This window comes from Rhodopseudomonas sp. BAL398, from assembly GCF_033001325.1.
Classification (GTDB): domain Bacteria; phylum Pseudomonadota; class Alphaproteobacteria; order Rhizobiales; family Xanthobacteraceae; genus JARJEH01.
This window is the reverse complement of sequence record NZ_CP133111.1, coordinates 3,927,214-3,951,760: the sequence shown is the minus strand read 5'-3', so window position 1 is coordinate 3,951,760 and position 24,547 is coordinate 3,927,214. Positions and strand designations below refer to the sequence as shown.

The window sequence follows — 24,547 nt, the reverse complement described above, 5'->3', positions numbered from 1 at the left end:
ATGACGACGATCGACACCGCCCCACAATCCCAGCCGTTCCAGGCCGAGGTCGCCGAACTCCTGAACCTGATGGTGCATTCGGTCTATTCCGAAACCGACATTTTCCTGCGCGAATTGATTTCCAACGCCTCCGACGCGCTCGACAAGCTGCGCTACGAGGCGATCGCCAAGCCCGAGCTGATGGCCGACGGCGAGACGCCGAAAATCCGCATCGCGCCGCGCAAGGCCCCCGATACGCTGACCGTGACCGATAACGGCATCGGCATGGACCGCCAGGAGCTGATCGACAATCTCGGCACCATCGCCAAATCCGGCACCAAATCCTTTCTCAGCAAGCTCACCGAGGCCAAGGACGGCGCCAGCCTGATCGGCCAGTTCGGCGTCGGCTTCTACGCCGCCTTCATGGTGGCCGACAGCATCGTGGTCACCAGCCGGCGCGCCGGCTCCACCGAGGCCTGGACCTGGTCGTCCTCGGGTGGCGCCGGCTTCGAGATCGCGCCGGCCTCCGAGGAGGCCGCGGCGCGGCTGACGCATGGCACCGAGATCGTGCTGCATCTGAAGCCGGACTGCGCCAAATATCTCGAGGCGTTCGAGATCGAGCGCATCGTCGGCGCCTATTCCGACAATATCCAGTTCCCGATCGAGCTGGTCGCCGAAGAGGGCGAGCCGCGCCAGATCAATTCGGCCAGCGCGCTGTGGCAGCGCTCCAAATCCGACCTCACCGCGGAGGACTACAACCAGGCCTATAAGCAGATCGCCAGCGCCTATGACGAGCCGGCGATGGTGCTGCATTATCGCGCCGAGGGCCGGCAATCCTATGCGGTGCTGCTGTTCGCGCCATCGACCAAGCCGTTCGACCTGTTCGAGCCGCAGCGCAAGGGCCATATCAAGCTCTATGTCCGCCGCGTCTTCATCACCGACGATGCCGACCTGCTGCCGCCCTATCTGCGCTTCATCCGCGGAGTGATCGATTCCGAGGACCTGCCGCTGAACCTGTCGCGCGAGATGCTGCAGAACAATCCGCAGCTGGCACAGATCCGCAAGGCGGTGACCGGCAAGGTGATCGGCGAATTCGAAAGCCTGCGCGAGAAGGAGCCGGAGACCTTCGCCAAGATCTGGGACGCCTTCGGCCCGGTGATCAAGGAAGGCATCTATGAGGATTTCGAGCGCCGCGAGAAATTGCTGGCGCTGGCGACATTCACCACCACCGCCGGCGACAACCGCTCGCTGAAGCAATATGTCGAGGCGCTGAAAGAGAACCAGACCGAGATCTATTATCTGGTCGGCGATTCGATCGAGCGGCTGAAATCGAATCCGAAGCTGGAATCGGCGACCGCGCGCGGCATCGAGGTGCTGCTGCTGACCGATCCGGTCGATGCGTTCTGGACCTCGGCGCCGCTGGATTTCGCCGGCAAGCCGCTGAAATCGCTGAGCCAGGGCGATCTCAATTTCGACCTGATCCCGAAGCTCGACGACAGCGCCGAGACCCCGCCCGCCGCGGAGACCGACGAGGCCAGCATCATCGCGGTGATCAAGGATGCACTCGGCGAGCGCGTCTCCGACGTCAAGGCCTCGCAGCGGCTGACCTCGAGCGCGTCCTGCCTGATCGCCGGCGGCTTCGGCCCCGACCGCGAGCTGGAGCGGATGCTGGCGCGCGCCAATAAGGGCGCCGGCAGCAAGCCGGTGCTGGAGATCAATCTGCGCCACCCGCTGGTCGCGGCGGTCGGCGCCGCCAAGGCCAATGCCGCCGATGCGTCCGACCTGTCGCTGCTGTTGTTCGAACAGGCGCAGATCCTCGACGGCGAACTACCCGACGACCCCGCGGCGTTCGCGGCGCGGCTCAACCGGCTGGTGCTACAAGGCGTGCCGCAGGCGCATGGTTAGTTGCGGGCTGTGAGCGACAAACTGGCGTTCGCGTAGTCGTCATTGCGAGCGGAGGGCGGCGCAAAGCGCCGTCCGACAGCGACGCAATCCAGGGGCGATAGGCACAGGCTGGATTGCTTCGTCGCAAGAGCTCCTCGCAATGACGGCCTTGGAGGCACGAGCGTGGAGCATTGGTGCCGACAGCGGAGTGCCCCCGCGCGTTACGCCTTCAGCATGGTCGAGACCACGCCATAGATCGAGCCGCCCCATAGCAGCCCGGCGGCGACCATCTGGATGGCGAAGCCGGCGCCGCGTTTGCTGGCGGCTTCCGCATAGCCGACCATGTAGATGACGCGGCCGAGGACCCAGACCAGGCCGATGCCGGCGGCGAAGACGTCGCTGAGATAGAGCGCGAACAGCCACAGCGACGGCAGGAAGATCGGCATCCATTCCAGCGTATTGGCCTGGACGCGGAAGATACGCTCGAAATCCGGATTGCCGCTGATCGCTGGCGCCTTGACCCCATAGGCGACCCGGGCGCGGGCGACCTGCATCGAGGTATAGAAATAGAACATCACGGCCAGCAGCGTGGCGATCGCGGTGAAATGAAACATCGTCTCTCCCTTTGGGATCGTTGCCTTGTTCTTGGTTCTTTGCCGGCACGGCCGGGTGTGGCGCCAGACTAGCCTAATAGCCGGTCATCTCAAGATATCCTTTGCCGCTCTGGCTGCCGCTGAAAACAATCGGGCCCTCCCAATAGGGAAAGGCGGTGCCCATCCAGCTGTGCGGATTGAGTGGCGTGGTCTCGATGGCGAGCCCGGGCAGGCGGATGCGCCAGCCGGTCGGCAGGCGGCGCTCGCCGCTCATGGTGAAATCGGTCGGATCGATCGCGATTGAATCGGCGGGCAGCGGCGTCGACTGGCCATCGCGTCCGATCCGGTTACCGGCGAAGTAGTTACGGCCATCGGCCTGGCGAAGCCGAAACAGCATCAGCTTGTCGCCGGATTGCAGATGCAGCGAGAACCAGTCCCAGCCGGTCTGGTCGGAGGCCAGCGGCTGGCTCGACCATTCGCGGTCCATCCAGGCCTGGCCGGTCACCGCGATCGGCTTGTTGTCGATGGTCAGCTGTCCGCTCGCGGTAAAATACGGTTGGCTGTAGTAATAGGACGCCTGGCCGCGTTCGGATTTCTTGCTGTAGCCATGATCGCCCTGCAGCACCAGCTTCTGCTCGGCGGTCAGTTTCAGCGCGTAGCTGAAATCCGCGCCGGCGGCCGCCACGTCGAGCGGCGACAATGTCATCGCCGCCATGGCGGCGCCGCCGCGCATCTGCCAGGCATCGATCCAGGCGCGAAACGGCGTCGCGGTGACGCCGGCCTGGCCGACGCCGCCGCGGGCAAAGCTCTCGGCATAGCGATGGGTGTCGGCGCTGGTCACAGCCGCATGGCCCATCCAGATCTGCTGATTGGCCCAGCCCTCGCGCTGCGGCCCCGGCGCCATCGCCTGACGAAACAGCGTCCATTGCGCGCCGTAGGCGCGGCCGTCGGCACCCGTCAGATTGGCGGTGAGGTACCACCATTCGATGCGGAAATCCGGATGCGGCCCGTGGTCGGCCGGAAAGGTGAGCTGACGGCCCGGGACCACCGGCGCAAAGCCGGTCGCAGCACTGCCGAGGCCGGCAAAGCCCTGGGCGCGTGCGGCGGTGCCCATGCCGAGCAGCATCAACCCGCCGGCAAAGCCGCGGCGCGTGAGCCTGGTATCAGCGCTCATCGGCAAACACCTTCACCAATTTCGCCGGCTGCATCCGCATCAGCTTCAGGATCGGCGGCAGCGCAGCCAGCAACGAGGCCAGCATGGCGATGCCGAGCAATTGCAGCAGCTGTAGCGGGAATACTTCGAACGGCAGTCGCCAGCCGAATGCCTTCACATTGACCACCGCGATCAGGCACCACGCCACCAGCAGGCCGAGCGGCAGCGCCAGCAGCGCGGTGATCAGCGCCACCGACAGCGTCTTCATCAATTCGATCAGCGCCAGCCGCCGCCTGGTGATGCCGATCGCCCACAGCGGAGCCAGCTGCGGCAGCCGCGCATTGCTCAGCGTCAGCAGGCTGGTCAGCAGCGCCACGCCGGCGATGCCGAGGGTGAAGGCGTTCAGCGCCGTGGTCACCGCGAAGGTGCGGCTGAAGATCCGCTTGGATTCCGTCTTCAGCACGCTCTGATCGGCGAGGCTGCGATTGTCGAGCTGAAAGCGCGCGCGCAACGCCTCGACCAGCGCCGGCACCCGCGCGGGCGCGACGCGCAGTCCGAAGGCGGTCTGGGCGATTGCTGGAAAATGCGCGATCAGCGCGTCGAAAGCGACGCTGACCTGGCCCTTCGGATTGCCGTAATCGGCATAGATCGCCACCACCTCGAGCGGCCAGCCGGCGCTGCCGGTCGGCACGCTGATGCGATCGCCGAGCTTGAGCTTCAGCCTGCGCGCCAATTGCTCGCTGACCAAAGCGGCATTGCCGCTGGCGACGCGGTCCCAGACATCGGGGGCGGATTGCAGCAATGGCCAATGGTCGCGATAGGTGGCGTGGTCGGCAAAGCCGATCAGCTCGACCGGCCAGCCGCCGACCTCGACCTCGGCGCGGCCGCGCGGCAGGATCGCCTGCACCTCGGAGCGCTCGCGCAGCCAGGCCTTGATCTCGGCCGCCTGCGCATCGCTCGATGCGTTGAGATAGACCTCCGCGGCCAATCTGCCGTCGAGCCAGCCATTGAAGGTGCGGCTGAAGCTCTCGACCATGGTGCCGACGCCGACATTGACGCCGAGCGCCAGCAGCAGCGCCATCAAGGCCAAGGAGAGTCCAGAGAGTTGCAGCCGGCTGTCGGCCCAGAACCAGCGCGGCAGCGGCCGCGCCGTGCTGCGCTCGCCGAGATACAGCACCAGGCCAAGGATCGCCGGCAGGCCGAGCGCTGCGCCGAGCAGGATCGCGGCCAGCACGGCGAAACCGGATAACAGCGAATCGCCGAACAGCCAGAATCCGATGCCGGCACCGAACACGGCGAGCGACGCTGCGCCCTGCGCCAGCAGCCAGCGGTGCTGCGCCTGCTGCCAGGCATAGGGCTGCGCGGCGGCCAGAATCGGCAGCCGGATCGCCTTCAACAGGCTGGTCGAGGCCGCCGCCAGCGCGCCGATCACGCTGATGGCGATGCCGGCGAACCACCATTGCGGCCGCAGGCTCAATTCGCCGGGGATCTGCGCGCCATAGAGGCCGCGCAGGCTGGCGGCGACGTCGGGCAGCAATGTCGCGGCGATGACATAGCCGCAGACCAGGCCGATCAGGCCGGCGATTAGCGCCAGCGCGGTGAGTTCGAGCACCATCACGGAATTCAGCAGCCGCGCCGAGGCGCCGCAGGCGCGCAGCGTCCGCAGCATCGGCCGGCGCTGCTCGAAGGCCAGGCCAATCGCCGAATTGACGATGAACAGCCCGACCAGGAAGGACAGCAGCCCGAAGGCGGTAAGGTTGAGATGGAAACTGTCGGTGAGCCGCTCCAGATCGGTCTCGGCGTCGGGCTCGACCAGCCGCAGCTGATCGCCGGCGATCGATTGCAGCGGCGCGCGCGCGCCGGTGGATTTGCGGCCGACCAACAATCGCGAGATCCTCCCCGGCATCTCGAGCAGGCGCTGCGCGGCGCCGATATCGACCACCAGCACGCCGGGCGCGAGCTGGCTCTGCACCGTCAACGGCGGCAGCGTGCGGCCATTGGCGAGCGTTGGCGTGGCGCCCGCGCCGAGCTTCAAATCCGCCAGCGTGTCCGGCGCCAGCAGAGTCTGGCCCGGCGGCAGCAGGAAGCCCTGCATGCCCTTGGGGCCGATCGCTGGCGCCGCGCTGGCCTCGACCGGCAGCGACAGCGGCTCGATGCCGAGCAGGCGGACGTAGCGGCCGTCGATCCGGACCCGGCCCTCGACCAGAGGCGACACCGGCCAGCCGCCGCGGCGCAGATCGACGAAGAGTTGCTGCGGAATGGTGTCGCCGTCGCGGCCGACCAGCGTGGCGGTGCGGGCGCCGCCCAGCGTCGCCGCGGCGCGATCATAGCTGGCGCGGGCCTGCTGATTGAGCGCCTGCACCCCGCTCCATAAAGCGGTCGCCGAAATCAGCCCGACCAGCAGCGTGGCGAGCTGCATCGGATGCCTTCGCCAATGGCTCAGCAGCACCGCGAGAATCCACAACGCGCGGCTCAATGGATCAACCCGGCGCGCAGATCGACGCGGCGATCCAGCATCGCGGCCAGCCGCGCGCTATGCGTCACCATCAGGAAGCCGCAGCCGGTGCGCCCGACCAGATCGCGCACCAGCGCCATCACCTCGTCGGCGGTGGCCTCGTCGAGATTGCCGGTCGGCTCGTCGGCGAGCAGCAATAGCGGCTTCACCGCCAGCGCCCGGCCGATCGCGACGCGCTGCTGCTGACCGCCGGAGAGCTGCTCCGGATAGCGCTTGAGCAGGGCGCCGAGCCCGAGCCGCTCGATCAGCTCGGCGTGCCAGGCCGCATCATGGCGGCCGGCGATGCGCGACTGGAACGCCAGATTGTCGGCGACGCTCAGGCTCGGAATCAGGTTGAATTGCTGAAACACCAGGCCCAGCCGATCGCGGCGAAACGCGGCGCGGCCGGCATCGGGCAGCGCCGAGATGTCGGTATCGCCAAATCGCACCGATCCGGAATCGGGTTGATCGAGCCCGGCGATCAGATGCAGCAGCGTGCTCTTGCCGCTGCCGGATTCGCCGGTGAGCGCCACGCTCTCGCCGGCGGCGACGACGAGATCGACGCCGCGCAGCACGCTGACGCGCTCCTGTCCGGAACGATAGCTCTTGGTCAGTGCGTTGACGCCCAGCGCCGGCGCGGAGCTGATCGGTTCGGCAGCGCCGAGATCGGCGCCGATCGCGCGGGCGCCGGCGGCTTGCGCGTCGCGGCGCGTCATGCCGACGCCCTGGGGGCGCCGCGGCGATCAGGGCTGGCGGGCATGCGGCGTCTCTCCATCTGGCGGCGTCTGCCTTGGCATATGGGCCGCGCCGGTTGCACCGCAACTCGGGCGCCGACGCATTTCGGCGAAATCCGAGATTGCCCGGCGGGCGATTTGGCGGCTAGCATCATGCCGAGCCCGGACAACAGGGCCATGATGGGACGAGACGATCACATAGCGGGGAGGCCGGCATGATCGAGCAGCCAACGCCGAAGGGCGCGTGGACAATCACCTTTCTGCTGTTCGTGTTCATGGTGGTGAATTTCGCCGACAAGATCGTGGTTGGCCTCGCCGGCGTGCCGATCATGACCGAACTCAAGCTTGAGCCGCAACAATTCGGCCTGCTCGGTTCGTCGTTCTTCTTCCTGTTTTCGATCTCGGCGATCATCGTCGGCTTCATCGTCAACCGGATCGATGCCCGCTGGGTGCTGCTGGTGATGGCGCTGGTGTGGGCGCTGGCGCAGTTTCCGATGGTCGGCACCGTCAGCTTCACCACGCTGCTGATCTGCCGGATCATCCTCGGCGCCGGCGAGGGGCCGGCATTTTCGGTGGCGGCGCATGCGATCTACAAATGGTTTCCCGACCACAAGCGGACGCTGCCGACCGCGGTGCTGTCGCAGGGATCGGCGTTCGGCGTGATCCTGGCGGTGCCGTCGCTGAACTGGATCATCGTCAATCATTCCTGGCACTACGCCTTCGGCGCGCTCGGCCTCGTCGGCCTGATGTGGGCGGCGGCCTGGCTGGCGATGGGCAAGGAGGGCCCGCTGGTGCAGACCCATGCGATGGCGGCCGCCGATCCGCGCGTGCCATATTTCCAGCTGTTGACCTCGCGGACCTTCATCGGCTGCGTCGCCGCGACCTTCGGGGCCTATTGGGCGCTGTCGCTGGGGCTGACCTGGTTCACGCCATTCATCATCAAGTGCCTGGGCTTTACGCAGCAGGACGCCGGCTGGATCTCGGTGCTGCCCTGGGTGTTCGGCGCCAGCGTGGTGATGCTGACCGGCTGGGTGTCGCAGCTGCTGATGGGGCGCGGCATGTCGACCCGTCACGCCCGCGGCGTGCTCGGCGCCACGCCGCTGATCTGCGGCGGGCTGATCCTGATGACGATGCCCTATGTGGAGGCGCCGGGAGCGCGAATCGCCCTGCTGGTGATCGGATCGGGGCTGTGCGGATCGATCTATGTGGTGTGCCCGCCGATGCTGGCCGAATTCACCCCGGTGGCGCAGCGCGGTGCGGTGATCGCGATCTATGGCGGGCTCTATACGCTGTCCGGCATCGTCGCGCCGCTGGTGATGGGCAGCGTGATCCAGCACGCGCCCAGCCTGCTCGCCGGTTACCTCACCGGCTTCACCATCAACGCCGCGATCATGATCGTCTCCGGCCTGCTCGGGCTGCTGCTGCTATGGCCGAACAGCGAGCGGGCGCGGCTGCTGCGTCAGGCCCCGGCGCCGCGATTTGCCTGAGTGGCCGGCTGAAACAACCGATCAGCAAATCAGGTCTCAACGCCGTCATTGCGAGGAGCGCTTGCGACGAAGCAATCCAGTCTTCACTTGCGGCCCCTGGATTGCGTCGCTGTCGGACGGCGCTGCGCGCCGGCCTCGGCTCGCAATGACGCGATCAGGCCTCGCTGCGACCGCGCTGGCGCGGGCGGTCGGTGATCAGCGCCAGTACCACCGTCAGGACCATGAACAGCACCGAGGCGCCGAACACCCAATGCGGCCGGCCCTGATCCATGATCCAGCCGAACAGCAGCGGGCTGATGATGCCGCCGACATTGAAGCCGGTGGAGACGATGCCGAAGGCGCGGCCGGCGCCGCCCGGTGGTGCGGCGTCACGGACCAGCATGTCGCGCGAGGGCGCGATCACGCCGCTGAGAAATCCCGCCAGCGCCAATGCGGCGGTCAGCACCATCGCCGGCATGGCCACAATGGCGATCACCAGCACCACGCCGGCATTGAGCGCGAAACAGGCGGCGGCGACCTGACCGTGGCGCCCGGTGCGGTCGGCCAGCACGCCGCCGGCCAGCACCCCGAGCGCGCTGGCGCCGAGAAACGCGGTCAGCGCGATATTGGCGGCCGGGAACGAGCTGCCATAGCCGGACATCAGCGCCACCACGCCGAAATTGCTGATGCCGGCGCTGGACAGGCTGAACAGCATGAAGAACACCGTCAGCACCATGATGGTCGGGCTGAGCAGGCTGGGCCTGCCTGGCGTGGCGTCGCCGGCTTGCGGCCGGGCCGCGACGGCGTCGGGCGTGCCGGCGACGATCAGCAACAGCGCCACCAGCGGGGCGACGGCGCCGGCCGCGATCAGCGCGCCGCGACCGCCGACGCCGGCGACCAGCGCCGCCATGATCGCCGGCGCCAGCGCGAAACCGAGAAAGCCCGCAAAAGTGTGGATCGCAAACGCCCGGCCCATCCGGCTCTGATCCATATGGGCCGACAGGATCGCATAATCGGCCGGATGATAGACGCTGTTGGCAAGCCCGAGCAGCACCGCGCAGGCCAATAGCCAGGCATAGCTCAGATGCAGGCCGAGCATGATCAGCGCGAGGCCGCCGAGGCACAGCCCGCAGATCAGGATCGCGCGGGCGCCAATCCGGTCGACCACGAAGCCGATCGGCGCCTGGGTCAGCGCCGAGACGACGGCGAACAAGGTCATCGCGAAGCCGAGTTCGACGAAGCCGACCCCGAGCTGCTGCTTGAGGAACGGAAACAGCATCGGCAGCACCAGCATGTGGAAATGGCTGACCCAATGCGCGGTGGAAATCGCGCCAAGCGTGCGCAGCGCCGGATTGCCGGGCACGCTCTGCGATCCGGCCGTGACATCGACCATGGTGACAGCAAACTCCGTTGTGGGGACGGCACCGCGGGCCGCGCCGGCAATCTAATGCCGACGGCCGGCTTGCGTCTATCGACGCCGATGCATGCGGTTTTGCTTACCGCAGCGCAGCAGAGGAGCCGACAGCGGCGGCCTACAGGCCGCGCTGCTCATCGTCGCGGTCGCGCTCGGGCGCGGCGATGTCACCGGTCTCATAAGGGTCGTCGTCCGGCTGGGTCGGCGGCGGTCGCTTCGCCGGCTGTTGGTCCTTGACCTTGACCTTAACGGCTTTGGTGCAGCCGGTGGTTTTACTGATCCGCGTCATGGAGCTTGGTCCTGTTACGGCCGGAGCCGGACATAGCGCCAGGCGCCGCCCGAATCCGGCATCGGTTCGACCTCAATCTGACCGCCATTGTCGGGCATATTGACCGCTTCCCCGCAATCTTCCCTGCATTTTCCAGCACGATCGGTGTAAAGGGAAGCCACCCGCGAGCCGATTCTCGCGGCACCAGGAGAGACAATGAAAAAGCCGAAACTTGAACTCGACGAACCGCAGCCGAAGAAGATCGTCCGTGCCGACAAGGCGCCGACCGAAGGCTATTCGCTGGTCGTCGATGGTCATTTCAAGTCGCATTACGACACCGTCGAGGCCGCCGAAGAGGCCGCCATGGCGCTGAAGAACAAGTATCAGATGTTGCAGGTGCAGGTCTACGACGCGGTCACCAAGACCCGCTCGATGATCGAGTGGCCGGCGCCGGTCTGACCCTTACCGGACCGCCCGCCCGCCGATCCGTTTCCATCGGCTTGCGATTCATGATGCTTGCGACGCGAACCCGCGCTTTGCCGCGGGCTTTGCCGTGCCAAGTGGGACTCTGATGAGAACCGGGTGGGGATCAGGTCGGCCTTGGCGGCCGACTTAAAAAGGCATCAATAGATCGAGGCTTCACGGTCGTCATTGCGAGGAGCTGTTGCGACGAAGCAATCCAGTCTGTGCTTGGCGCCCCTGGATTGCTTCGCGGTCGGACGGCGCGATGCGCCGTCCTCGGCTCGCAATGACGAAATCCAGTTTTATCGATTTTATTGGCTCTTTTTCAGTCCGACTCTCAGGTCCTGCGACCGCCGCTTTGCTGACCCGCCAGCCATTCGGACAGCACCGGGGTCACCTTTTTGGCGGGCTTGCCGCCGGGCTTGGTGGCGCCGGGCTTGGCCCGGACCTTCTTGACCGCGGCGGTGCGCGGCGGTTCGGCGGCTTCGCGGGCGAGCCGCGCGGCCTTCAGCTTGGCCATATTGTCGAGCACGGCCCTGGTCGAGGCGTCGCGGTCGTTCTTGTCGGCCTTGGCCTCCTGCGAGGCCTTGGCCGCCTTGTTGAAGCGCGCCTCGGCGCGGTCTCGGTCTTCTTTTGTCATGTCAGGTCGATTTCTTCTTTTTGGCCTTGGCAGCAGGTTCCGCCGGCTGCTCGAGCTCGGCGGCCTCTTTGGCCAGCCGCATCGCCCGCAGGGTCTCGGTGCGCTTGCGGATCGCGATATCCTCGGCGGCGATATCGGCCATCGCCTTGATGCCCTCGGCCTGCTGGGCAGCCTTGCGATTCTGACGAATTTCTTTCAGTTCGGCAGCCGATTTCGGTTCCGTGTCCATGGGTCCTCGAATGATAGAGGGAAATGACGACGTCGTCGTTGGTTCCTCATAGCACAAATCGGCGCCCGCCGCAGCTTTTTGCCCGAATAGGGGGCAAAAGGCCTAATTCGCCGCGAACAATCCCGGATATCGCAGCGGACCGCGGCCGCGCAGGCAAGACCCGGCCGCCTTGGCGGCGGCGGGGTCTGCCGATCGCCCTGGCCGCTCGCGTCAGTTGCTCAGGCGCATGCCGGCAAAGACGCCCAGCCCGGGCTGCAGGAAGCCCACCGGCACCTGGTAGGTCTTGTCGAACAGGTTATCGATCCGGCCGAACACCGTGGCGTGCTCGTCGATCTGGTAATTGGCGGCCAGGTTGACGACCGTGAAGGACGGCGCGTCGAGCAGCGTGGTGCCGAACCGGTCGTAGTCGAGCCATGAACTGGTATGGACGATCGAGGCCGAGAGTGTCGCGCGCTCGATCGGGTTCCAGATCGCCGACAGCGTCACCTTGTTGTCTGGACGGCGCCGCAGGCGCAGGCCGCTGTCTTCGTCGCGGGTGTGGGTGTAGGTGTAATCGACGCGGAAACGCAACGTCTCGGTCGCCTGCAGCGCGACGAATGATTCGACGCCGTAGGTCTTCGCTAGGCCGACATTCTCGTAGGAATAGCCGCCGAGCGCGAGGTCGTATCCGGTCATCGAGATCAGGTCGGTGATCTCGTTGTTGAAGTAGGTCGCCCCGAAACTGGCGCGGTTCTGAAACAGCGGCTGCTCGAAGCCGACATCGTAGCCTTTGCTGGTCTCCGGCTTGAGCGCCGGATTGGCAATCGTGTAGTAGGCCGGGTTATTGACATAGAGCTGCATCAGCGTCGGCGCCTTGAACCCGGTGCCATAGGTCGCCTTCAGCCTGGTGTCGGTGTACGGCACGATGAAGGTCGGCGCGACCCGCCAGGTGGTGTGTCCGCCGAAGCTGTCATTGTCGTCGTAGCGGATATTCGAGACCAGGAAGAAGTTCTTGGTGAATTCCGACTGCAATTCGACGAAGCCGGCGCTGTTGCCGGTGCTCGCGGTGGTGCCGAGCTGCTGGTAGGCGCCGCTCAGGTCGTAGTCTCCGGTCGAATTGGTGCGAATCGAATCGTCCTGGCGTTCCAGCCCAAGCACCACCTTCTGTCCGTATCCGGCGTCGACCACGCCGGTCCAGTCGAATTTCGTCCGCTCGCCCCGATAGGAGCTCGGCGGCGCGATGCCGTATGCAAAGGTCTGGTTATTGGTGGTGAAATCCGCATTGGGATTGACGGTGCGATTCCATTGGTTGGAGTAGCTGAAGCCGAGCGTGCTCTTGAAGCGATCGCCGAGCGGAGACCAGATGGCTTCGCTGCGGGTCAGGAAGTCATGGCTGACCATGTTGCTCTGCAGCGATTCCGGAAATGTGTTCGGATAGTGCGAGTAATCGTCGCCGGTGAAGCCCTTGGAGGCATCGGAATAGCGGCCGACAAAGCTGAAGGCGAGATCGTCGCTGGCCTGAACCCCGAGCTTGGTCGAGTAAGTCTGGTTGTCGTAGCTGTCATTGATGCGCTGCTGGCCCGGAGCCAGAAGATCGCGGGGCGTCACCGCGACGTCGGTGGAGCGAAAATGCGCGACGTTGAAGGCGTAGTCCAGATTGCCCTGAGAGCCGGCGGCGCGGGCGGTCTGGTTGAATGTTCCGAACGAGCCGCCCTCCAGCGTGCCGGTGAGTTTGGCCGGGCCCTGGCCGCGTTTGGTGGTGATCGAAATCACGCCGCCGATCGCATCGGAGCCGTACAACCCGCTCTGCGGCCCGCGCAGGACTTCGATCCGTTCGATGTCGGCGGTCAGCAGATTGGCGAAATCATACGCGCCATTCGGTTTGCTGGGATCGCCGGCGTCGATGCCGTCGATCAGCACCTTGACGTGGTTCGAGTTGGTGCCCCGCATGAAGACCGAGGTCGATCCTCCCGGGCCGCCGGTCCGCACCACATTGAGGCCCGGAACCATGGTGAGGGCGTCGGAGACCGTTCGCCTCTGGTCGCGTTCCAACTCTTCAGAGGTGATCACCGTCACCGAACTGGCGATTTGCTCCGCCGGCGTGGCCAGCCGGGTGGCGCTGACCACAAGGGTCGGCAGCGCGGTGGTCGCATCGGCCTGCTGGGCCTGCGCGACGCAGGGCGGCAGGATCGACACCAGCATGGTCGATGTGAGACAGGCGCGCGACAGCGCGGAGCTTCGCCTTGCGGCAGGATAACGGGACGACATCGGATTGAACCTCGGCTTGACGGGTGTGGCACGTCACAGCGAATGAGGGTTCATCCTTGCGCTTGCGCGCTCCGATGTTGCCAATGTCTGCACTTCCCGACCGACATCTTCGCGTGTGACCACGATTGACGGCAGGTCTCCTGGCTCGCGGGTCGTTGTTTCTGGCGTCGCCTTCCCAGGACCGAGATTCCCAGTGGCATCGGACGCAAGACTCGCCGCTTACAGTTGCGGGAACAGCCGCGGCATTGAACCGCCCCGATTGGAGCCGTCCGCACCGCATTCCCTTTTGATCCCCGAGGGGAACCGTCGCGACGATCTAGGAGGCTGTGATCCGGCCTGTCAATTCGCCGTTCGCGCGCGCTGGCGGCGCGGCGGGCCGGCCGGTGCGTTTTCGTCCCGATGTGGCTTGAACGTCACAGGACAGGGTGCAAGGCAGGCTGTAAGACCTTGGCCGGGCGCGGTGGCATCGCGACCAGGGGATGGCGATCGAGAGATGGCGCGCATGATCGGGCGAAATTTGACGGCGGCGGGCCGCGCGGGCGGGTGGCTCGCCGCGGCGCTGGTGGTCGGTTGCGCGGTGTCGCCGCTGCGGGCCGCCGGCCTGCCGCGGATTGCTTCGCTCAATGTCTGCACCGATCAGCTGCTGGTCACGCTGGCCGATCCGGCGCAGATTGTCGGCCTCAGCCCGTTTGCGCATGATGCCTCGCTCTCGGCGGTGGCCGCGCAGGCCGGCCGCTATCGCGCGCTGTCCGGCGGCGCCGAGGATGTGCTGGTGCTCAAGCCCGACGTCGTGGTGGCCGGCCGTTACGACCGCCGCAGCACCCGCGAATTGCTGAAACACAACGGGTTGCGGGTCGCCGAATTCAACGTGGTGCCGGCTTCGCTCGGCGAGATCCGCGACCAGATCCGGCGGATGGGCGAGATCGTGCAACATCCCGACCGCGCTTCTGCCGAAATCGCCCGGCTCGATGCCGCGATCGCGCGGGCCCATGCGGCGATCGCGCACCGGCCGCTGCGGGTGCTGCCGCTGTGGCGGCGCGGCTGGGTGTCGGGCAGCGGCAGCCTGATCGACCTGCTGTTCGCCGAATCCGGGCTCGCCAACGCGGCGGGCGAGCTCGGCCTGGGGCAGGGCGGCTTCGCCTCGCTGGAGGCGATCGTCGCGGCGCGGCCGGATCTGCTGCTGGTGGCGGACGCCAGCGATGTCGCCGAGGATGGCGGCCGCGCCTTCCTGCTGCATCCGGCGCTGCAGCATTTCTATCCGCGGGCCAAGCGTATCGTGCTGCCGGAGCGGCTGGCGGTGTGCGGTGGCGGATCGCTGGCGGAGGCGTTCGATCGGCTGATCGCCGAACTGACCCGCATCGAACAACAGGAGCGCGACCATGGCTGATTATGTGGTGGAATTCGGCAAGGATGGCAGCCGCGTCGAGCCCGACGGGCGGCTCGACGCGCGCGCGTTCCATCGCAATCACGAGCCGATCCGCGCCGCGCTGGCGCCGTTCCTGCGCGGCCGATCCGGCGACGTGCTGGAGGCCGGCAGCGGCACCGGCCAGCATGTGGTTGAATTCGCCCGCGAGCATCCGGGCATCGTGTGGTGGCCGAGCGATCTCAACGACCAGCATCTGGCCAGCATCGCGGCGTGGCGGGCCCATGCCGGCCTCGACAATGTCCGGGCGCCGCGGCGGATCGACCTCGCCGATCCGGCCTGGTGCGCGCAGCTGGGCGACGGCGACGGTGGTGGCGCCGGACCTGGGCCGCTGCTGGCCGTGTTCTGCGCCAATGTGATTCACATCGCGCCATGGCCGGTCGCCGAAGGGCTGTTCGCCGGCGCCGGGCGCTGCCTGCGGCCGGACGGACGGTTGTATCTGTACGGCCCGTTCAAGCGCGACGGCCACCACACCGCGCTCAGCAATGCGGTGTTCGACACCAGCCTGCGCGAGGCCAATGCCGCATGGGGCGTCCGCGATCTCGCCGATGTGCAGGCGCTGGCCTCCGGCGCCGGCCTCACCCTGGTCGAGACCGTCGAGATGCCGGCGAACAATCTGCTGCTCGGCTTTGCGCGCGCGCCGGCCGACTGAGGGGAAGCACCGTGTCCCGGGCGCGATGCGGCATGAAATGCCGCTTCGCAGAACCGGGACCCCGCTTTTGCTCCAGGCAGCACCGGCGCCTCGGCGCATGGCGCGGCCCCGTTTCCATTGGTTGATTGCGGTCCGGCCTTGCCTATAGTGCCGGCAATTCAGCGCGGCCCATCGGGAACCGGCTGGCAACGGGGCGGAATGGCCGATGGTTGACGTGGCGGCGATCGATGACATTCCCGACGATGCGCGGGCGCGGTCGAATGTGCGGCGGCTGGCCGCCGCCCAGGCGCTGACCGGCGCCAATTCGGCGGTGATCTTCGCCACCGGCTCGATCGTCGGCGCGACGCTGGCGCCGAACATCGCCTACGCCACCGTGCCGCTGTCGATGTATGTGCTGGGCCTGGCCGCCGGCACGCTGCCGACCGGCGCGATCTCGCGGCGCTATGGCCGCCGCGTCGCCTTCACGATCGGCACCGGCTGCGGCATGCTCACCGGCCTGCTCGGCGCCTATGCGATCCTGCACGGCTCATTCGCGCTGTTTTGCTGCGCCACCTTTCTCGGCGGGCTGTATGGCTCGGTGTCGCAATCCTATCGCTTCGCCGCCGCCGACGGCGCCAGCGTGGCCTATCGCCCCAAGGCAATGTCGTGGGTGATGGCCGGCGGGGTGTTCGCCGGCGTGCTCGGTCCGCAACTGGTGCAGTGGACCATGGATATCTGGCCGCCTTATCTGTTCGCCTTCAGCTTCCTGGTGCAGGCCGCGGTGGCGCTGATCGCGATGGCGGTGCTGTCGGGTGTCGACCTGCCGAAGCCGGCGCCGCGCGATCTGCATGGCGGGCGGCCGCTGCTGGCGATCGTGCGGCAGCCGCGCTTCATCGCGGCGGCGGTCTGCGGCATCGTCTCCTATCCGATGATGAATCTGGTGATGACCTCGGCGCCACTGGCGATGCAGATGTGCGGGCTCAGCGTCAGCGATTCCAATTACGGCATCCAGTGGCACATCGTGGCGATGTACGGGCCGAGCTTTTTCACCGGCTCGCTGATCGCGGCGTTCGGCGCCCCGCGCGTGGTTGCCGCCGGCCTGTTGCTGGAAGCCGCCGGCGCGCTGATCGGCATCACCGGGATCACCACGGCGCATTTCTGGGGCACGCTGATCGTGCTCGGAATCGGCTGGAACCTGTCCTTCGTCGGCGCCTCGGCGCTGGTGCTGGAAACCCACCGGCCCAACGAGCGCAACAAGGTGCAGGCCTTCAACGATTTTCTGATCTTCGGCGTGATGGCGCTGGGGTCGTTCTCGTCCGGACAGTTGCTGGCCAATTACGGCTGGACCACCGTCAATCTGGTGGTGTTTCCGCCGGTGCTGATCGGTCTGACAATGCTGGCATTGGTCGGCTTTTCGAAACGGCGCGCGGCGCGGGCGGCGCAGCTCCCAGACTCCGTGCTCTGACCGCTGCGCTGCCGATGCGGAAGCGATGCTCCTCATGGTGAGGAGCCCGCCTGTGGCGGGCGTCTCGAACCATGAGGCCGCATCCCTCGAGACGCGCACAAATGCGCGCTCCTCGGGATGAGGGTGTGCGCTGCCGCTCGCGTCGGACATCGACGCGTCACCCGGAATCTTGCAACGGCGGCGAGATTCCGGGTTCACTCGCAGCTGACGCTGCTCGTGCCCCGGAATGACCGGATGTGGTTATTTCGGTGTCCGCGGCGACAGCGTCGATCCTCATGGTGAGGAGCCCGCCTGTTGGCGGGCGTCTCGAACCATGAGGCCGCATCCCGCAAGACGCGCGCAAATGCGCGCTCCTCGGGATGAGGGTGTGCGCTGCCGCTCGCGTCGGACATCGACGCGTCACCCGGAATCTTGCAACGGCGGCGAGATTCCGGGTTCACTCGCAGCTGACGCTGCTCGTGCCCCGGAATGACCGGATGTGGTTATTTCGGTGTCCGCGGCGACAGCGATGCTCCTCATGGTGAGGAGCCCGCCTGTTGGCGGGCGTCTCGAACCATGAGGCCGCATCCCGCAAGACGCGCGCCAGTGCGCGCTCCTCGGGATGAGGGTGTGTGCTCAGCCCTCGCGCTGGCTGAGCAGGTCGTCGAGATCGAGCCTGCGGGTCACCATCGCCAACGCGCCATCCGGCTGGCGCGGCCATTCGGCCTGCGGGCGGTCGCGATACAATTCGACGCCATTGTGGTCGGGATCGCGCAAGTAAAGAGCCTCGCTGACGCCGTGGTCGCTGGCGCCGTCGAGCTGGATGCCGGCCTGCAAAACCCGATACAGCGCATCCGCCAGCGCGGCGCGGCTCGGATACAGGATCGCGGTGTGAAACAGCCCGGTGGTGCCAGGCGGCGGCGGCGAGCCGCCCTTGCTCTCCCAGGTATTGAGCCCGATGTGATGATGATAGCCGCCGGCGGAAATGAACGCCGCCTGATCGCCGATCCGCTGCATCAGTTCAAAGCCGAGCACGCCGCAATAAAAGCCGAGCGCGCGCTGCAGATCAGCGACCTTGAGATGGACATGGCCGATCCTTGTGCCGGCGGCGATTGGTGTGGTGGTGTCTGACATGAGGTGCTCCTGACGGCGGAGATGTATGCGTGCCCCGGATGCTGCGCAACGTGCCGCGGCGTGGTGCGCTGCTGGACCGGGGCCCGCTGTGGTGGGTGCTTGTGAAGCGGGGTCCCGGTTCTGCGACGCGGCATGAAGAATACCGCATCGCGCCCGGGACACGGAAGGTCAGTTCAATTCCGACACTTCGCCGTCCGGCAGGTCGAATTCGAAGGTGTTCAGCGTCATCGACACCATGGTGTAGTAGCCGCACAATCCGATGATCTCGACGATGCCGCGTTCGCCGATCACCTGCACGGCCTCGTCATACAGGCCCTGCGCCACGCCGTGGCCCTCATGCAGCGATTTGGCCAGATCGTAGATCATCTGCGCTTTCGGATCGTCGAATGTGGGCGTGCGGCGCTGGCGGATGTCCTCGATGATCGCCGGGTCCATCCCGCCGGCCAGCGCCAGGCGCTTGTGGGCGTACCATTCGTAATGCGCGGTCCAGTGCCGCGCCGTGACGAGGATGGCGATCTCCGACAATTTGGCCGGAAACGAGGTGTCGTAGCGCAGCACCGCGCCGAGCCTTGTGGCGTGCCGCGCCATCTCCGGCGAATTGAGCCAGGCCATCATCGGCGGCGGCGGGCTGCCGCGCTTGGAGGCGATCGATTCGTCATAGGTCTGTCTCTGGTCCGCGGACATTTCGCCAGGCGAAAGCAGTGTCAGGCGCATGGTGTTTCCTCTGTTGTTCTTGCGCGTCTCTTGCGCGTCGCGGCCCGCGCACGGACCGGCTGCGTTCTGCCTATCACATCGCGCCAGCCCGAGAGAGATGTTGAATTTCGCCTCGCCGTCGCTAAGGTCCGGCCAACAATGCACAAGGGGAACGTCCGATGCCCGATCTCGACCAGTTTCGCAGCGAGACCCGCGCCTGGCTTGCCGCCAATTGTCCGCCCGAGATGCGGCTGCCGATGCAGAATGACGAGGACACTTATTGGGGTGGCCGCAACGCCGTCTTCACCTCGGAGCCGCAGCGGGTCTGGTTCGAGCGGATGCGCGACAAGGGCTGGACCGTGCCGGACTGGCCCAAGGAATATGGCGGCGGCGGGCTGGATGGCGCCGAGGTCAAGGTGCTGCGCGAGGAGATGGCGGCGATCGGCGCGCGCTCGCCGCTGTCGTCATTCGGAATCTGGATGCTCGGGCCGGCGCTGTTGAAATACGGCACCGAGGAGCAGAAGCAGGAATACCTGCCGAAGATCGCGCGCGGCGAAATCCGCTGGTGCCAGGGCTATTCGGAGCCCAATGCCGGCTCCGATCTGGCCTCGCTGCAGACCCGCGCGATCAGCGACGGCGACGATTTCCTGATCACCGGCTCGAAGATCTGGACCTCCTACGCCAATTACGCGGACTGGATCTTCTGCCTGGTGCGTACCGATAGCAGCGCCAAGAAGCATGACGGCATCAGCTTCATCCTGTTCGACATGACTTCGCCCGGGGTGTCGACCAAGCCGATCCTGCTGATCTCCGGCAAATCGCCATTTTGCGAGACCTTCTTCGACGGCGTCCGGGTGCCGAAGTCCCATGTGGTCGGCACCGTCAATCGCGGCTGGGACGTGGCGAAATATCTGCTGCAGCACGAGCGCGCGATGATCTCCGGGATGGGCGAGCGCGGCGCGGCGCGGCCGCTCGGCCAGATCGCGGCGGATTCGATCGGGAGCGACGAGCAGGGCCGGCTGGAAGATCCGATCCTGCGCGGCCAGATCGCGTCGTTCGAGATCGACGAGGCGGCGCTGGCCTGCGCGGCGGAGCGCGCGGTCGATCTGGCCAAGGCCGGCCAGGGCCATCCGGCGTTTTCCTCGGCGATGAAATATTACGGCACCGAATTGAACAAGCGCCGCCACGAGATCCTGATGTCGGCCGGCGGCATCGACGCGCTGGAATGGGACAGCGAACGCTCCAAACAGGGCGCGCGCCCGCGCGCCTGGCTGCGCACCAAGGCCAATTCGATCGAAGGCGGCACCAGCGAGGTGATGCTCGGCATCGTCGCCAAGCGCATCCTCGATCTGCCGGGGGCGTAGTCACACCGCCTCCGTCATTCCGGGGCGCGAGCAGCGATAGCTGCGAGTGAACCCGGAATCTCGCAACACGCCGCGGCGTTTCGATTGCCGCAAGATTCCGGGTTCGCTCGCCTGCGGCTCGCGCCCCGGAATGACGAATCGATAGACTTCAACCTCGATCACAAGAGACCGGATCAAATCATGGCCCTCGTCCTCAATGAAGAACAAACCATGCTGCGCGAGTCGGCGCGCGGCTTTATCGGCGACAACGCGCCGGTGGCGCACTTACGCAAGCTGCGCGACGACAATGACGCCACCGGCTTCTCCCGCGCGCTGTGGAAGAATTTCGCCGAGATGGGATTTTCCGGCCTGCTGGTGCCGGATGAATTCGGCGGCTCGGGCTTGGGCTGCGTCGAGGCCGGCGTGGTGATGGAGGAGATCGGTCGGAACCTGATGCCGTCGCCGTTTCTGGCGACCGCGGTGCTGGCGGCCTCGGCGCTCACTCGCGGCGGCTCGGCGGCGCAGAAATCCGAGCATCTGCCGAAGATCGCCGACGGCTCGCTGCTGGCCGCGCTCGCCATCGACGAGGGCGCCAAGCACCGGCCGTTGCAGACCGCGATGCAGGCGGTGCGCTCCGGCAACGGCTTCAAGCTGAGCGGCGCCAAGGCCTTCGTGGTCGATGGCCATGTCGCCGATCTGCTGATCGTGGCAGCGCGCAGCGCCGGCCAACCGGGCGACGATGCCGGGCTGACGCTGTTCCTGGTCGATCCGAAAACCAAAGGCATTGCGCTGGAGCGCACCGCGATGGTGGATTCGCACAATGCGGCGCGGATCGAATTCGACAATGTCGAGGTCGACGCCGACAGCGTGCTCGGCGAACTCGATCAGGGCGGCGCGCTGCTCGAGGGCATTCTCAATGTCGGGCGCGGCGCGGTGGCATCCGAAATGGTCGGCGTCTCCGAGGAGGTGTTCGGCCGCACCGTGACCTATCTGAAAGAGCGCAAGCAGTTCGGCAAATTGATCGGCGAATTCCAGGCGCTGCAGCACCGCGCCGCGCATCTGTATACCGAGATCGAGATCACGCGCGCCGCGGTGCTCAAAGCGCTGCAGACGCTGGACGCCGATTTCGATCATGCGGCGGCAGCCGTTGCGGTCGCCAAGGCCCGCGCCGGCACCACCGCGACGCTGGCGGTGCAGGAAGGCGTGCAGATGCATGGCGGCATGGGCATGACCGACCAGTTCGACATCGGCTTCTTCATGAAGCGCGCGCGAGTGTGCCAGGAATTGTTCGGCGACAGCAACTTCCACGCCGACCAATTGGCGCGGCTGAAGAATTACTGAACGCCGAAGGGCGATCGAGACGACGATAGCGGCGCGACAAAAAAAACGTCACCACCCGCGAAAGCGGGTGGCCCAGTATTGCAGAGCGCCTGTTGTTTATCGCAGGCGCTCTGGAATACTGGGTCGCCCGGTCAAGCCGGGCGATGACACTGTGGGGATGGCGCGCCTCGCGACATGATCCGGCGATGGCGCCCCGTGCGCCACCTGATCGACGGGCCTATCCAATGCGGCCGGCGTGCCGCCTCGGCTCAGCCCGGCGCGATCCACAGCCGCAGCAGCAGCGAGACCAGCGCCACGGCGCCGACGCCGGCGGCCCACAATCCGACGAACCATAATAAGCGCCGCGACAGCGGGCGTTGTGGTTCGGGCGGCCTCAATGGTAGCCGCTTTCGGCGTCGACCTTGCCGCGAAACACCCAATAGGCCCAGGCGGTGTAGATCAGGATGATCGGCACCAGCACGGCGACGCCGAACAGCATGAACACCTGGCTGTTCTCCGGCGCCGCCGCCTGCCAGATGGTGATGCTGCGCGGCACGATATAGGGCCACATCGAAATGCCGAGCCCCGCATAGGCCAGCGCGAACAGCGTCAGCGACAGGAAGAACGGCCGATAGTCCTGCCGGGCCTTCAGGCTGCGCAGCAGCAGGAAGGTCACGGCCGCGACCGCGACCGGCACCGGCGCGGTGGCCAGAATATTCGGCCAGGCGAACCAGCGATTGGCATATTCGATATTGAGCAGCGGCGTGGCGATGCTGACGGCGCCGATCGCGATCAGCATCGCCATCAGCAGCCACCAGCTCAGCCGGTAGGCCTTCTCGCGCAGCTCGCCCGTGGTCTTCATCACCATCCAGGTGGCGCCGAGCAGACTATAGCCGGTGACCAGCGCCAGGCCGGTGAGCACGCTGAACGGCGTCAGCCAGTCCCACCAACCGCCGCCATATTGCCGGCCGTCGACCACGACGCCCTGCAGGATGGCGCCGAGCGCCACGCCCTGCGCCATCGTCGCCAGCAGTGAGCCGCCCGCGAAGGCGACGTCCCAGCGGTTGCGCTCGCGCTTGGTGCGCCAGCGGAATTCGAAGGCGACGCCGCGGAACACGAGCCCGAGCAGCATCGCGATCATCGGCGTGTACAGCGCCGGCATCAGCACCGCATAGGCCAGCGGAAACGCCGCCATCAGCCCGCCGCCGCCCAGCACCAGCCAGGTCTCGTTGCCGTCCCATACCGGCGCCACCGAGTTCATCATCACGTCGCGGTCGGCCTTGTGGGGAAACAGCGGAAACAGCATCCCGAGCCCGAGATCGAAGCCGTCCATCACCACATAGACGAACACCGCGAAGGCGATGATGAAGGCCCACACCGTGGCCAGATCGAAATTGATGTCCAATCCCATCCCCATGGCCTAGCCCAATCTTTTCGAGGCGATCGCCGGCGCCGGCGTGATGCCGGCGGCGCGATCCGGGGTGTCGCCGCGCGGGCCCTGTTCGCCGTGATGCGGCGGCTGCGACATCAGCCGCAGGATATAGATCACGCCGGCGGCGAACACCGCGAAATACACGATGATGAAGCCGATCAGCGACCACGCCACCGCGGGCGCCGCCAGCGGCGAGACCGAGTCCACGGTGCGCAGCAGGCCGAATACGGTGAAGGGCTGCCGCCCGGTCTCGGTGGTGATCCAGCCGGCCAGCACCGCGACGAAGCCGGCCGGTCCCATCGTCAGCGCGAAGCCATGCAGCAGCCGCGACTCGAACAGCCGGCCGCGCCAGCGCGCCCACAGGCTGAACAGGCCGAGCCCCAGCATCAGGAAGCCAAGCGCAATCATCACCCGGAACGACCAGAAGGTGATCGGCACCGGCGGCCAGTCCTGGCGCGGGATGGTGTCGAGCCCGGCGAGCGGCGCATCCAGCGAATGTTTCAGGATCAGCGACGACAATTTGGGGATCTGCAGCGCATAGCGCACCATTGCGGCGTCCTGGTCCGGCAGGCCGAACAGGATCAGCGGCGCGCCGTCGGGATGGCTTTGATAATGGCCTTCCATCGCCATCACCTTGGCGGGCTGATGCTCGAGCGTGTTGAGGCCGTGCTGGTCGCCGGCGAGGATCTGCAGCGGCGCCACCACCGTCAGCATCCACATCGCCATCGAGAACATCATCCGCGGGCCCGGCTTGAACCGGTCGCGCAGCAGGTGATAGGCGCCGACCGCGCCGACCACCAAAGCGGTGGTCAGATATGCCGCCAGCACCATGTGCAGCAGCCGATAGGGAAAGGACGGGTTGAAGATCAGCTTGAACCAGTCCAGCGCGATGAACTGGCCGTCGGCGTTGACGGCGTAGCCGGCCGGCGTCTGCATCCAGGAATTGGCCGACAGAATCCAGAACGCCGAGATCAGCGTGCCGATCGCCACCATCAGCGTGGCGACGAAATGCAATTTGTGTCCGACGCGTTCGAGGCCGAACAGCATCACGCCGAGGAAGCCGGCCTCGAGGAAGAACGCGGTCAACACCTCATAGGCCATCAACGGCCCGAGCACCGGGCCGGTCTTGTCGGAGAACGCCGACCAGTTGGTGCCGAACTGGTACGACATCACGATACCGGAGACCACGCCCATGCCGAAGGCGATGGCGAAGATCTTCATCCAGTAATTGAACAGGTTGATGAAGACCTCGCGGCCGGTCCACAGCCACAGCGCTTCCAGCACCGCCAGATAGGAGGCCAGCCCGATCGAGAACGCGGGAAAGATAATGTGGAACGACATCGTGAAGGCAAATTGCGCCCGCGCCAGCACCACCGCATCCAAACCGTCGAACATCAAGGCCATCCGTCGTTGTGATAACGCCGCGCGTATAACACAGGGTCCACGACGTTGATATTGCGCAGGACGCGATGCTGCCGTGTTGGGAATGCGAGAAACCAGCTGAACTGAAGGCTTTGGCAAGATCGATCGCGCGGCTCACCAACTTGTGTCACGTCGCCTTTAG

22 protein-coding genes and 1 riboswitch are annotated in these 24,547 nt (G+C 66.3%); of the genes, 8 read left to right on the top strand and 14 right to left on the bottom strand.

Annotated features, from left to right (window positions below):
* Window positions 1-1,884 (top strand): molecular chaperone HtpG, encoded by a 1,884-nt coding sequence (gene htpG, locus RBJ75_RS18575; RefSeq protein WP_044405654.1) that lies wholly within the window; start codon window positions 1-3, stop codon window positions 1,882-1,884.
* A 200-nt stretch (window positions 1,885-2,084) separates the two neighbouring features.
* Here the strand turns inward: htpG and RBJ75_RS18570 are convergent, their stop codons facing one another.
* The 4 genes from RBJ75_RS18570 to RBJ75_RS18555 all read right to left on the bottom strand — a co-directional run bounded on the left by RBJ75_RS18570 (window position 2,085) and on the right by RBJ75_RS18555 (window position 6,819).
* The gene (locus tag RBJ75_RS18570) at window positions 2,085-2,477 is read right to left on the bottom strand and encodes an MAPEG family protein (RefSeq protein ID WP_044405655.1); all 393 of its coding nucleotides are present in this window, start codon (window positions 2,475-2,477) and stop codon (window positions 2,085-2,087) included.
* Between the two features lie 73 nt (window positions 2,478-2,550).
* Entirely contained in the window at window positions 2,551-3,630 is a 1,080-nt protein-coding gene (locus RBJ75_RS18565; RefSeq protein WP_044405657.1) for a lipocalin-like domain-containing protein, read from the bottom strand.
* Entirely contained in the window at window positions 3,620-6,085 is a 2,466-nt protein-coding gene (locus RBJ75_RS18560; protein WP_276156584.1) for an FtsX-like permease family protein, read from the bottom strand. The genes RBJ75_RS18565 and RBJ75_RS18560 overlap by 11 nt, the downstream gene beginning before the upstream one ends.
* Entirely contained in the window at window positions 6,082-6,819 is a 738-nt protein-coding gene (locus RBJ75_RS18555) for an ABC transporter ATP-binding protein (protein WP_080901180.1), read from the bottom strand. Before RBJ75_RS18555 ends, RBJ75_RS18560 begins: the two co-directional genes overlap by 4 nt.
* A 233-nt stretch (window positions 6,820-7,052) precedes the next feature.
* Here RBJ75_RS18555 and RBJ75_RS18550 point away from each other — a divergent pair, with 233 nt between their 5' ends.
* Window positions 7,053-8,324 (top strand): MFS transporter, encoded by a 1,272-nt coding sequence (locus RBJ75_RS18550; RefSeq protein WP_276156583.1) that lies wholly within the window; start codon window positions 7,053-7,055, stop codon window positions 8,322-8,324.
* 154 nt (window positions 8,325-8,478) lie between these two features.
* Here the strand turns inward: RBJ75_RS18550 and RBJ75_RS18545 are convergent, their stop codons facing one another.
* Both RBJ75_RS18545 and RBJ75_RS18540 read right to left on the bottom strand, forming a co-directional pair.
* Window positions 8,479-9,696 (bottom strand): MFS transporter, encoded by a 1,218-nt coding sequence (locus RBJ75_RS18545; protein ID WP_044418451.1) that lies wholly within the window; start codon window positions 9,694-9,696, stop codon window positions 8,479-8,481.
* 139 nt (window positions 9,697-9,835) lie between these two features.
* Window positions 9,836-10,006 (bottom strand): hypothetical protein, encoded by a 171-nt coding sequence (locus tag RBJ75_RS18540; protein WP_173427400.1) that lies wholly within the window; start codon window positions 10,004-10,006, stop codon window positions 9,836-9,838.
* Window positions 10,007-10,201: 195 nt separating this feature from the next.
* Here RBJ75_RS18540 and RBJ75_RS18535 point away from each other — a divergent pair, with 195 nt between their 5' ends.
* Window positions 10,202-10,444 (top strand): hypothetical protein, encoded by a 243-nt coding sequence (locus tag RBJ75_RS18535; RefSeq protein ID WP_044418449.1) that lies wholly within the window; start codon window positions 10,202-10,204, stop codon window positions 10,442-10,444.
* A 340-nt stretch (window positions 10,445-10,784) separates the two neighbouring features.
* Here RBJ75_RS18535 and RBJ75_RS18530 read toward each other — a convergent pair whose 3' ends face one another.
* The 3 genes from RBJ75_RS18530 to RBJ75_RS18520 form a co-directional block, all read right to left on the bottom strand.
* Window positions 10,785-11,087, bottom strand: coding sequence for a hypothetical protein (locus tag RBJ75_RS18530; protein ID WP_044417046.1), 303 nt, complete (start codon window positions 11,085-11,087; stop codon window positions 10,785-10,787).
* Window position 11,088: 1 nt separating this feature from the next.
* Complete coding sequence (locus tag RBJ75_RS18525; protein ID WP_052629044.1) at window positions 11,089-11,316, bottom strand: hypothetical protein; 228 nt, start codon at window positions 11,314-11,316, stop codon at window positions 11,089-11,091.
* A gap of 210 nt (window positions 11,317-11,526) precedes the next feature.
* Window positions 11,527-13,563: a TonB-dependent receptor plug domain-containing protein gene (locus RBJ75_RS18520; protein ID WP_044417048.1), complete on the bottom strand. Its 2,037-nt coding sequence runs from the start codon at window positions 13,561-13,563 to the stop codon at window positions 11,527-11,529.
* A 112-nt stretch (window positions 13,564-13,675) separates the two neighbouring features.
* Window positions 13,676-13,886, bottom strand: a riboswitch (cobalamin riboswitch).
* A gap of 179 nt (window positions 13,887-14,065) precedes the next feature.
* Here RBJ75_RS18520 and RBJ75_RS18515 point away from each other — a divergent pair.
* The 3 genes from RBJ75_RS18515 (at window position 14,066) to RBJ75_RS18505 (ending at window position 17,082) form a co-directional block, all read left to right on the top strand.
* Window positions 14,066-14,950, top strand: a complete 885-nt coding sequence (locus RBJ75_RS18515; RefSeq protein WP_080901228.1) for an ABC transporter substrate-binding protein — start codon at window positions 14,066-14,068, stop codon at window positions 14,948-14,950.
* On the top strand, window positions 14,943-15,638 hold the full coding sequence (locus RBJ75_RS18510) for a DUF938 domain-containing protein (RefSeq protein ID WP_276156449.1): 696 nt from the start codon (window positions 14,943-14,945) through the stop codon (window positions 15,636-15,638). Before RBJ75_RS18515 ends, RBJ75_RS18510 begins: the two co-directional genes overlap by 8 nt.
* Window positions 15,639-15,843: 205 nt before the next feature.
* The gene (locus tag RBJ75_RS18505) at window positions 15,844-17,082 is read left to right on the top strand and encodes an MFS transporter (RefSeq protein ID WP_044416215.1); all 1,239 of its coding nucleotides are present in this window, start codon (window positions 15,844-15,846) and stop codon (window positions 17,080-17,082) included.
* Between the two features lie 615 nt (window positions 17,083-17,697).
* Here RBJ75_RS18505 and RBJ75_RS18500 read toward each other — a convergent pair.
* The gene (locus tag RBJ75_RS18500; protein ID WP_044414552.1) at window positions 17,698-18,195 is read right to left on the bottom strand and encodes a VOC family protein; all 498 of its coding nucleotides are present in this window, start codon (window positions 18,193-18,195) and stop codon (window positions 17,698-17,700) included.
* Between the two features lie 168 nt (window positions 18,196-18,363).
* Window positions 18,364-18,909 (bottom strand): carboxymuconolactone decarboxylase family protein, encoded by a 546-nt coding sequence (locus tag RBJ75_RS18495; RefSeq protein WP_044414553.1) that lies wholly within the window; start codon window positions 18,907-18,909, stop codon window positions 18,364-18,366.
* A 158-nt stretch (window positions 18,910-19,067) separates the two neighbouring features.
* Here RBJ75_RS18495 and RBJ75_RS18490 point away from each other — a divergent pair, with 158 nt between their 5' ends.
* Window positions 19,068-20,252 carry an acyl-CoA dehydrogenase family protein gene (locus RBJ75_RS18490; RefSeq protein ID WP_044414554.1) on the top strand — a complete coding sequence of 395 codons (1,185 nt, stop codon included), beginning with the start codon at window positions 19,068-19,070 and terminating at the stop codon, window positions 20,250-20,252.
* Window positions 20,253-20,432: 180 nt separating this feature from the next.
* Complete coding sequence (locus RBJ75_RS18485; RefSeq protein WP_044414555.1) at window positions 20,433-21,572, top strand: acyl-CoA dehydrogenase family protein; 1,140 nt, start codon at window positions 20,433-20,435, stop codon at window positions 21,570-21,572.
* 248 nt (window positions 21,573-21,820) lie between these two features.
* On the opposite strand, the gene RBJ75_RS18480 is transcribed toward RBJ75_RS18485, so the two are convergent.
* From RBJ75_RS18480 to RBJ75_RS18470, 3 genes are read right to left on the bottom strand one after another with little or no spacing between them, the layout of a single operon-like run.
* Window positions 21,821-21,949, bottom strand: coding sequence for a DUF2474 family protein (locus tag RBJ75_RS18480; protein ID WP_152647786.1), 129 nt, complete (start codon window positions 21,947-21,949; stop codon window positions 21,821-21,823).
* The gene (cydB, locus tag RBJ75_RS18475) at window positions 21,946-22,962 is read right to left on the bottom strand and encodes a cytochrome d ubiquinol oxidase subunit II (RefSeq protein WP_044414556.1); all 1,017 of its coding nucleotides are present in this window, start codon (window positions 22,960-22,962) and stop codon (window positions 21,946-21,948) included. Before cydB ends, RBJ75_RS18480 begins: the two co-directional genes overlap by 4 nt.
* 9 nt (window positions 22,963-22,971) lie before the next feature.
* Entirely contained in the window at window positions 22,972-24,378 is a 1,407-nt protein-coding gene (locus RBJ75_RS18470; RefSeq protein ID WP_044414562.1) for a cytochrome ubiquinol oxidase subunit I, read from the bottom strand.
* Window positions 24,379-24,547 lie beyond the last annotated feature (169 nt).

What these genes read in the sequence shown, in the direction of transcription:
- htpG (WP_044405654.1), top strand. Translation starts at nt 1, where the DNA reads ATGACGACGATCGACACCGCCCCACAATCCCAGCCGTTCCAGGCCGAG.
- RBJ75_RS18570 (WP_044405655.1), bottom strand. Translation starts at nt 2,477, where the DNA reads ATGTTTCATTTCACCGCGATCGCCACGCTGCTGGCCGTGATGTTCTAT.
- RBJ75_RS18565 (WP_044405657.1), bottom strand. Translation starts at nt 3,630, where the DNA reads ATGAGCGCTGATACCAGGCTCACGCGCCGCGGCTTTGCCGGCGGGTTG.
- RBJ75_RS18555 (WP_080901180.1), bottom strand. Translation starts at nt 6,819, where the DNA reads ATGACGCGCCGCGACGCGCAAGCCGCCGGCGCCCGCGCGATCGGCGCC.
- RBJ75_RS18550 (WP_276156583.1), top strand. Translation starts at nt 7,053, where the DNA reads ATGATCGAGCAGCCAACGCCGAAGGGCGCGTGGACAATCACCTTTCTG.
- RBJ75_RS18545 (WP_044418451.1), bottom strand. Translation starts at nt 9,696, where the DNA reads ATGGTCGATGTCACGGCCGGATCGCAGAGCGTGCCCGGCAATCCGGCG.
- RBJ75_RS18540 (WP_173427400.1), bottom strand. Translation starts at nt 10,006, where the DNA reads ATGACGCGGATCAGTAAAACCACCGGCTGCACCAAAGCCGTTAAGGTC.
- RBJ75_RS18535 (WP_044418449.1), top strand. Translation starts at nt 10,202, where the DNA reads ATGAAAAAGCCGAAACTTGAACTCGACGAACCGCAGCCGAAGAAGATC.
- RBJ75_RS18530 (WP_044417046.1), bottom strand. Translation starts at nt 11,087, where the DNA reads ATGACAAAAGAAGACCGAGACCGCGCCGAGGCGCGCTTCAACAAGGCG.
- RBJ75_RS18525 (WP_052629044.1), bottom strand. Translation starts at nt 11,316, where the DNA reads ATGGACACGGAACCGAAATCGGCTGCCGAACTGAAAGAAATTCGTCAG.
- RBJ75_RS18520 (WP_044417048.1), bottom strand. Translation starts at nt 13,563, where the DNA reads ATGTCGTCCCGTTATCCTGCCGCAAGGCGAAGCTCCGCGCTGTCGCGC.
- RBJ75_RS18515 (WP_080901228.1), top strand. Translation starts at nt 14,066, where the DNA reads ATGATCGGGCGAAATTTGACGGCGGCGGGCCGCGCGGGCGGGTGGCTC.
- RBJ75_RS18510 (WP_276156449.1), top strand. Translation starts at nt 14,943, where the DNA reads ATGGCTGATTATGTGGTGGAATTCGGCAAGGATGGCAGCCGCGTCGAG.
- RBJ75_RS18505 (WP_044416215.1), top strand. Translation starts at nt 15,844, where the DNA reads ATGGTTGACGTGGCGGCGATCGATGACATTCCCGACGATGCGCGGGCG.
- RBJ75_RS18500 (WP_044414552.1), bottom strand. Translation starts at nt 18,195, where the DNA reads ATGTCAGACACCACCACACCAATCGCCGCCGGCACAAGGATCGGCCAT.
- RBJ75_RS18495 (WP_044414553.1), bottom strand. Translation starts at nt 18,909, where the DNA reads ATGCGCCTGACACTGCTTTCGCCTGGCGAAATGTCCGCGGACCAGAGA.
- RBJ75_RS18490 (WP_044414554.1), top strand. Translation starts at nt 19,068, where the DNA reads ATGCCCGATCTCGACCAGTTTCGCAGCGAGACCCGCGCCTGGCTTGCC.
- RBJ75_RS18485 (WP_044414555.1), top strand. Translation starts at nt 20,433, where the DNA reads ATGGCCCTCGTCCTCAATGAAGAACAAACCATGCTGCGCGAGTCGGCG.
- cydB (WP_044414556.1), bottom strand. Translation starts at nt 22,962, where the DNA reads ATGGGATTGGACATCAATTTCGATCTGGCCACGGTGTGGGCCTTCATC.
- RBJ75_RS18470 (WP_044414562.1), bottom strand. Translation starts at nt 24,378, where the DNA reads ATGTTCGACGGTTTGGATGCGGTGGTGCTGGCGCGGGCGCAATTTGCC.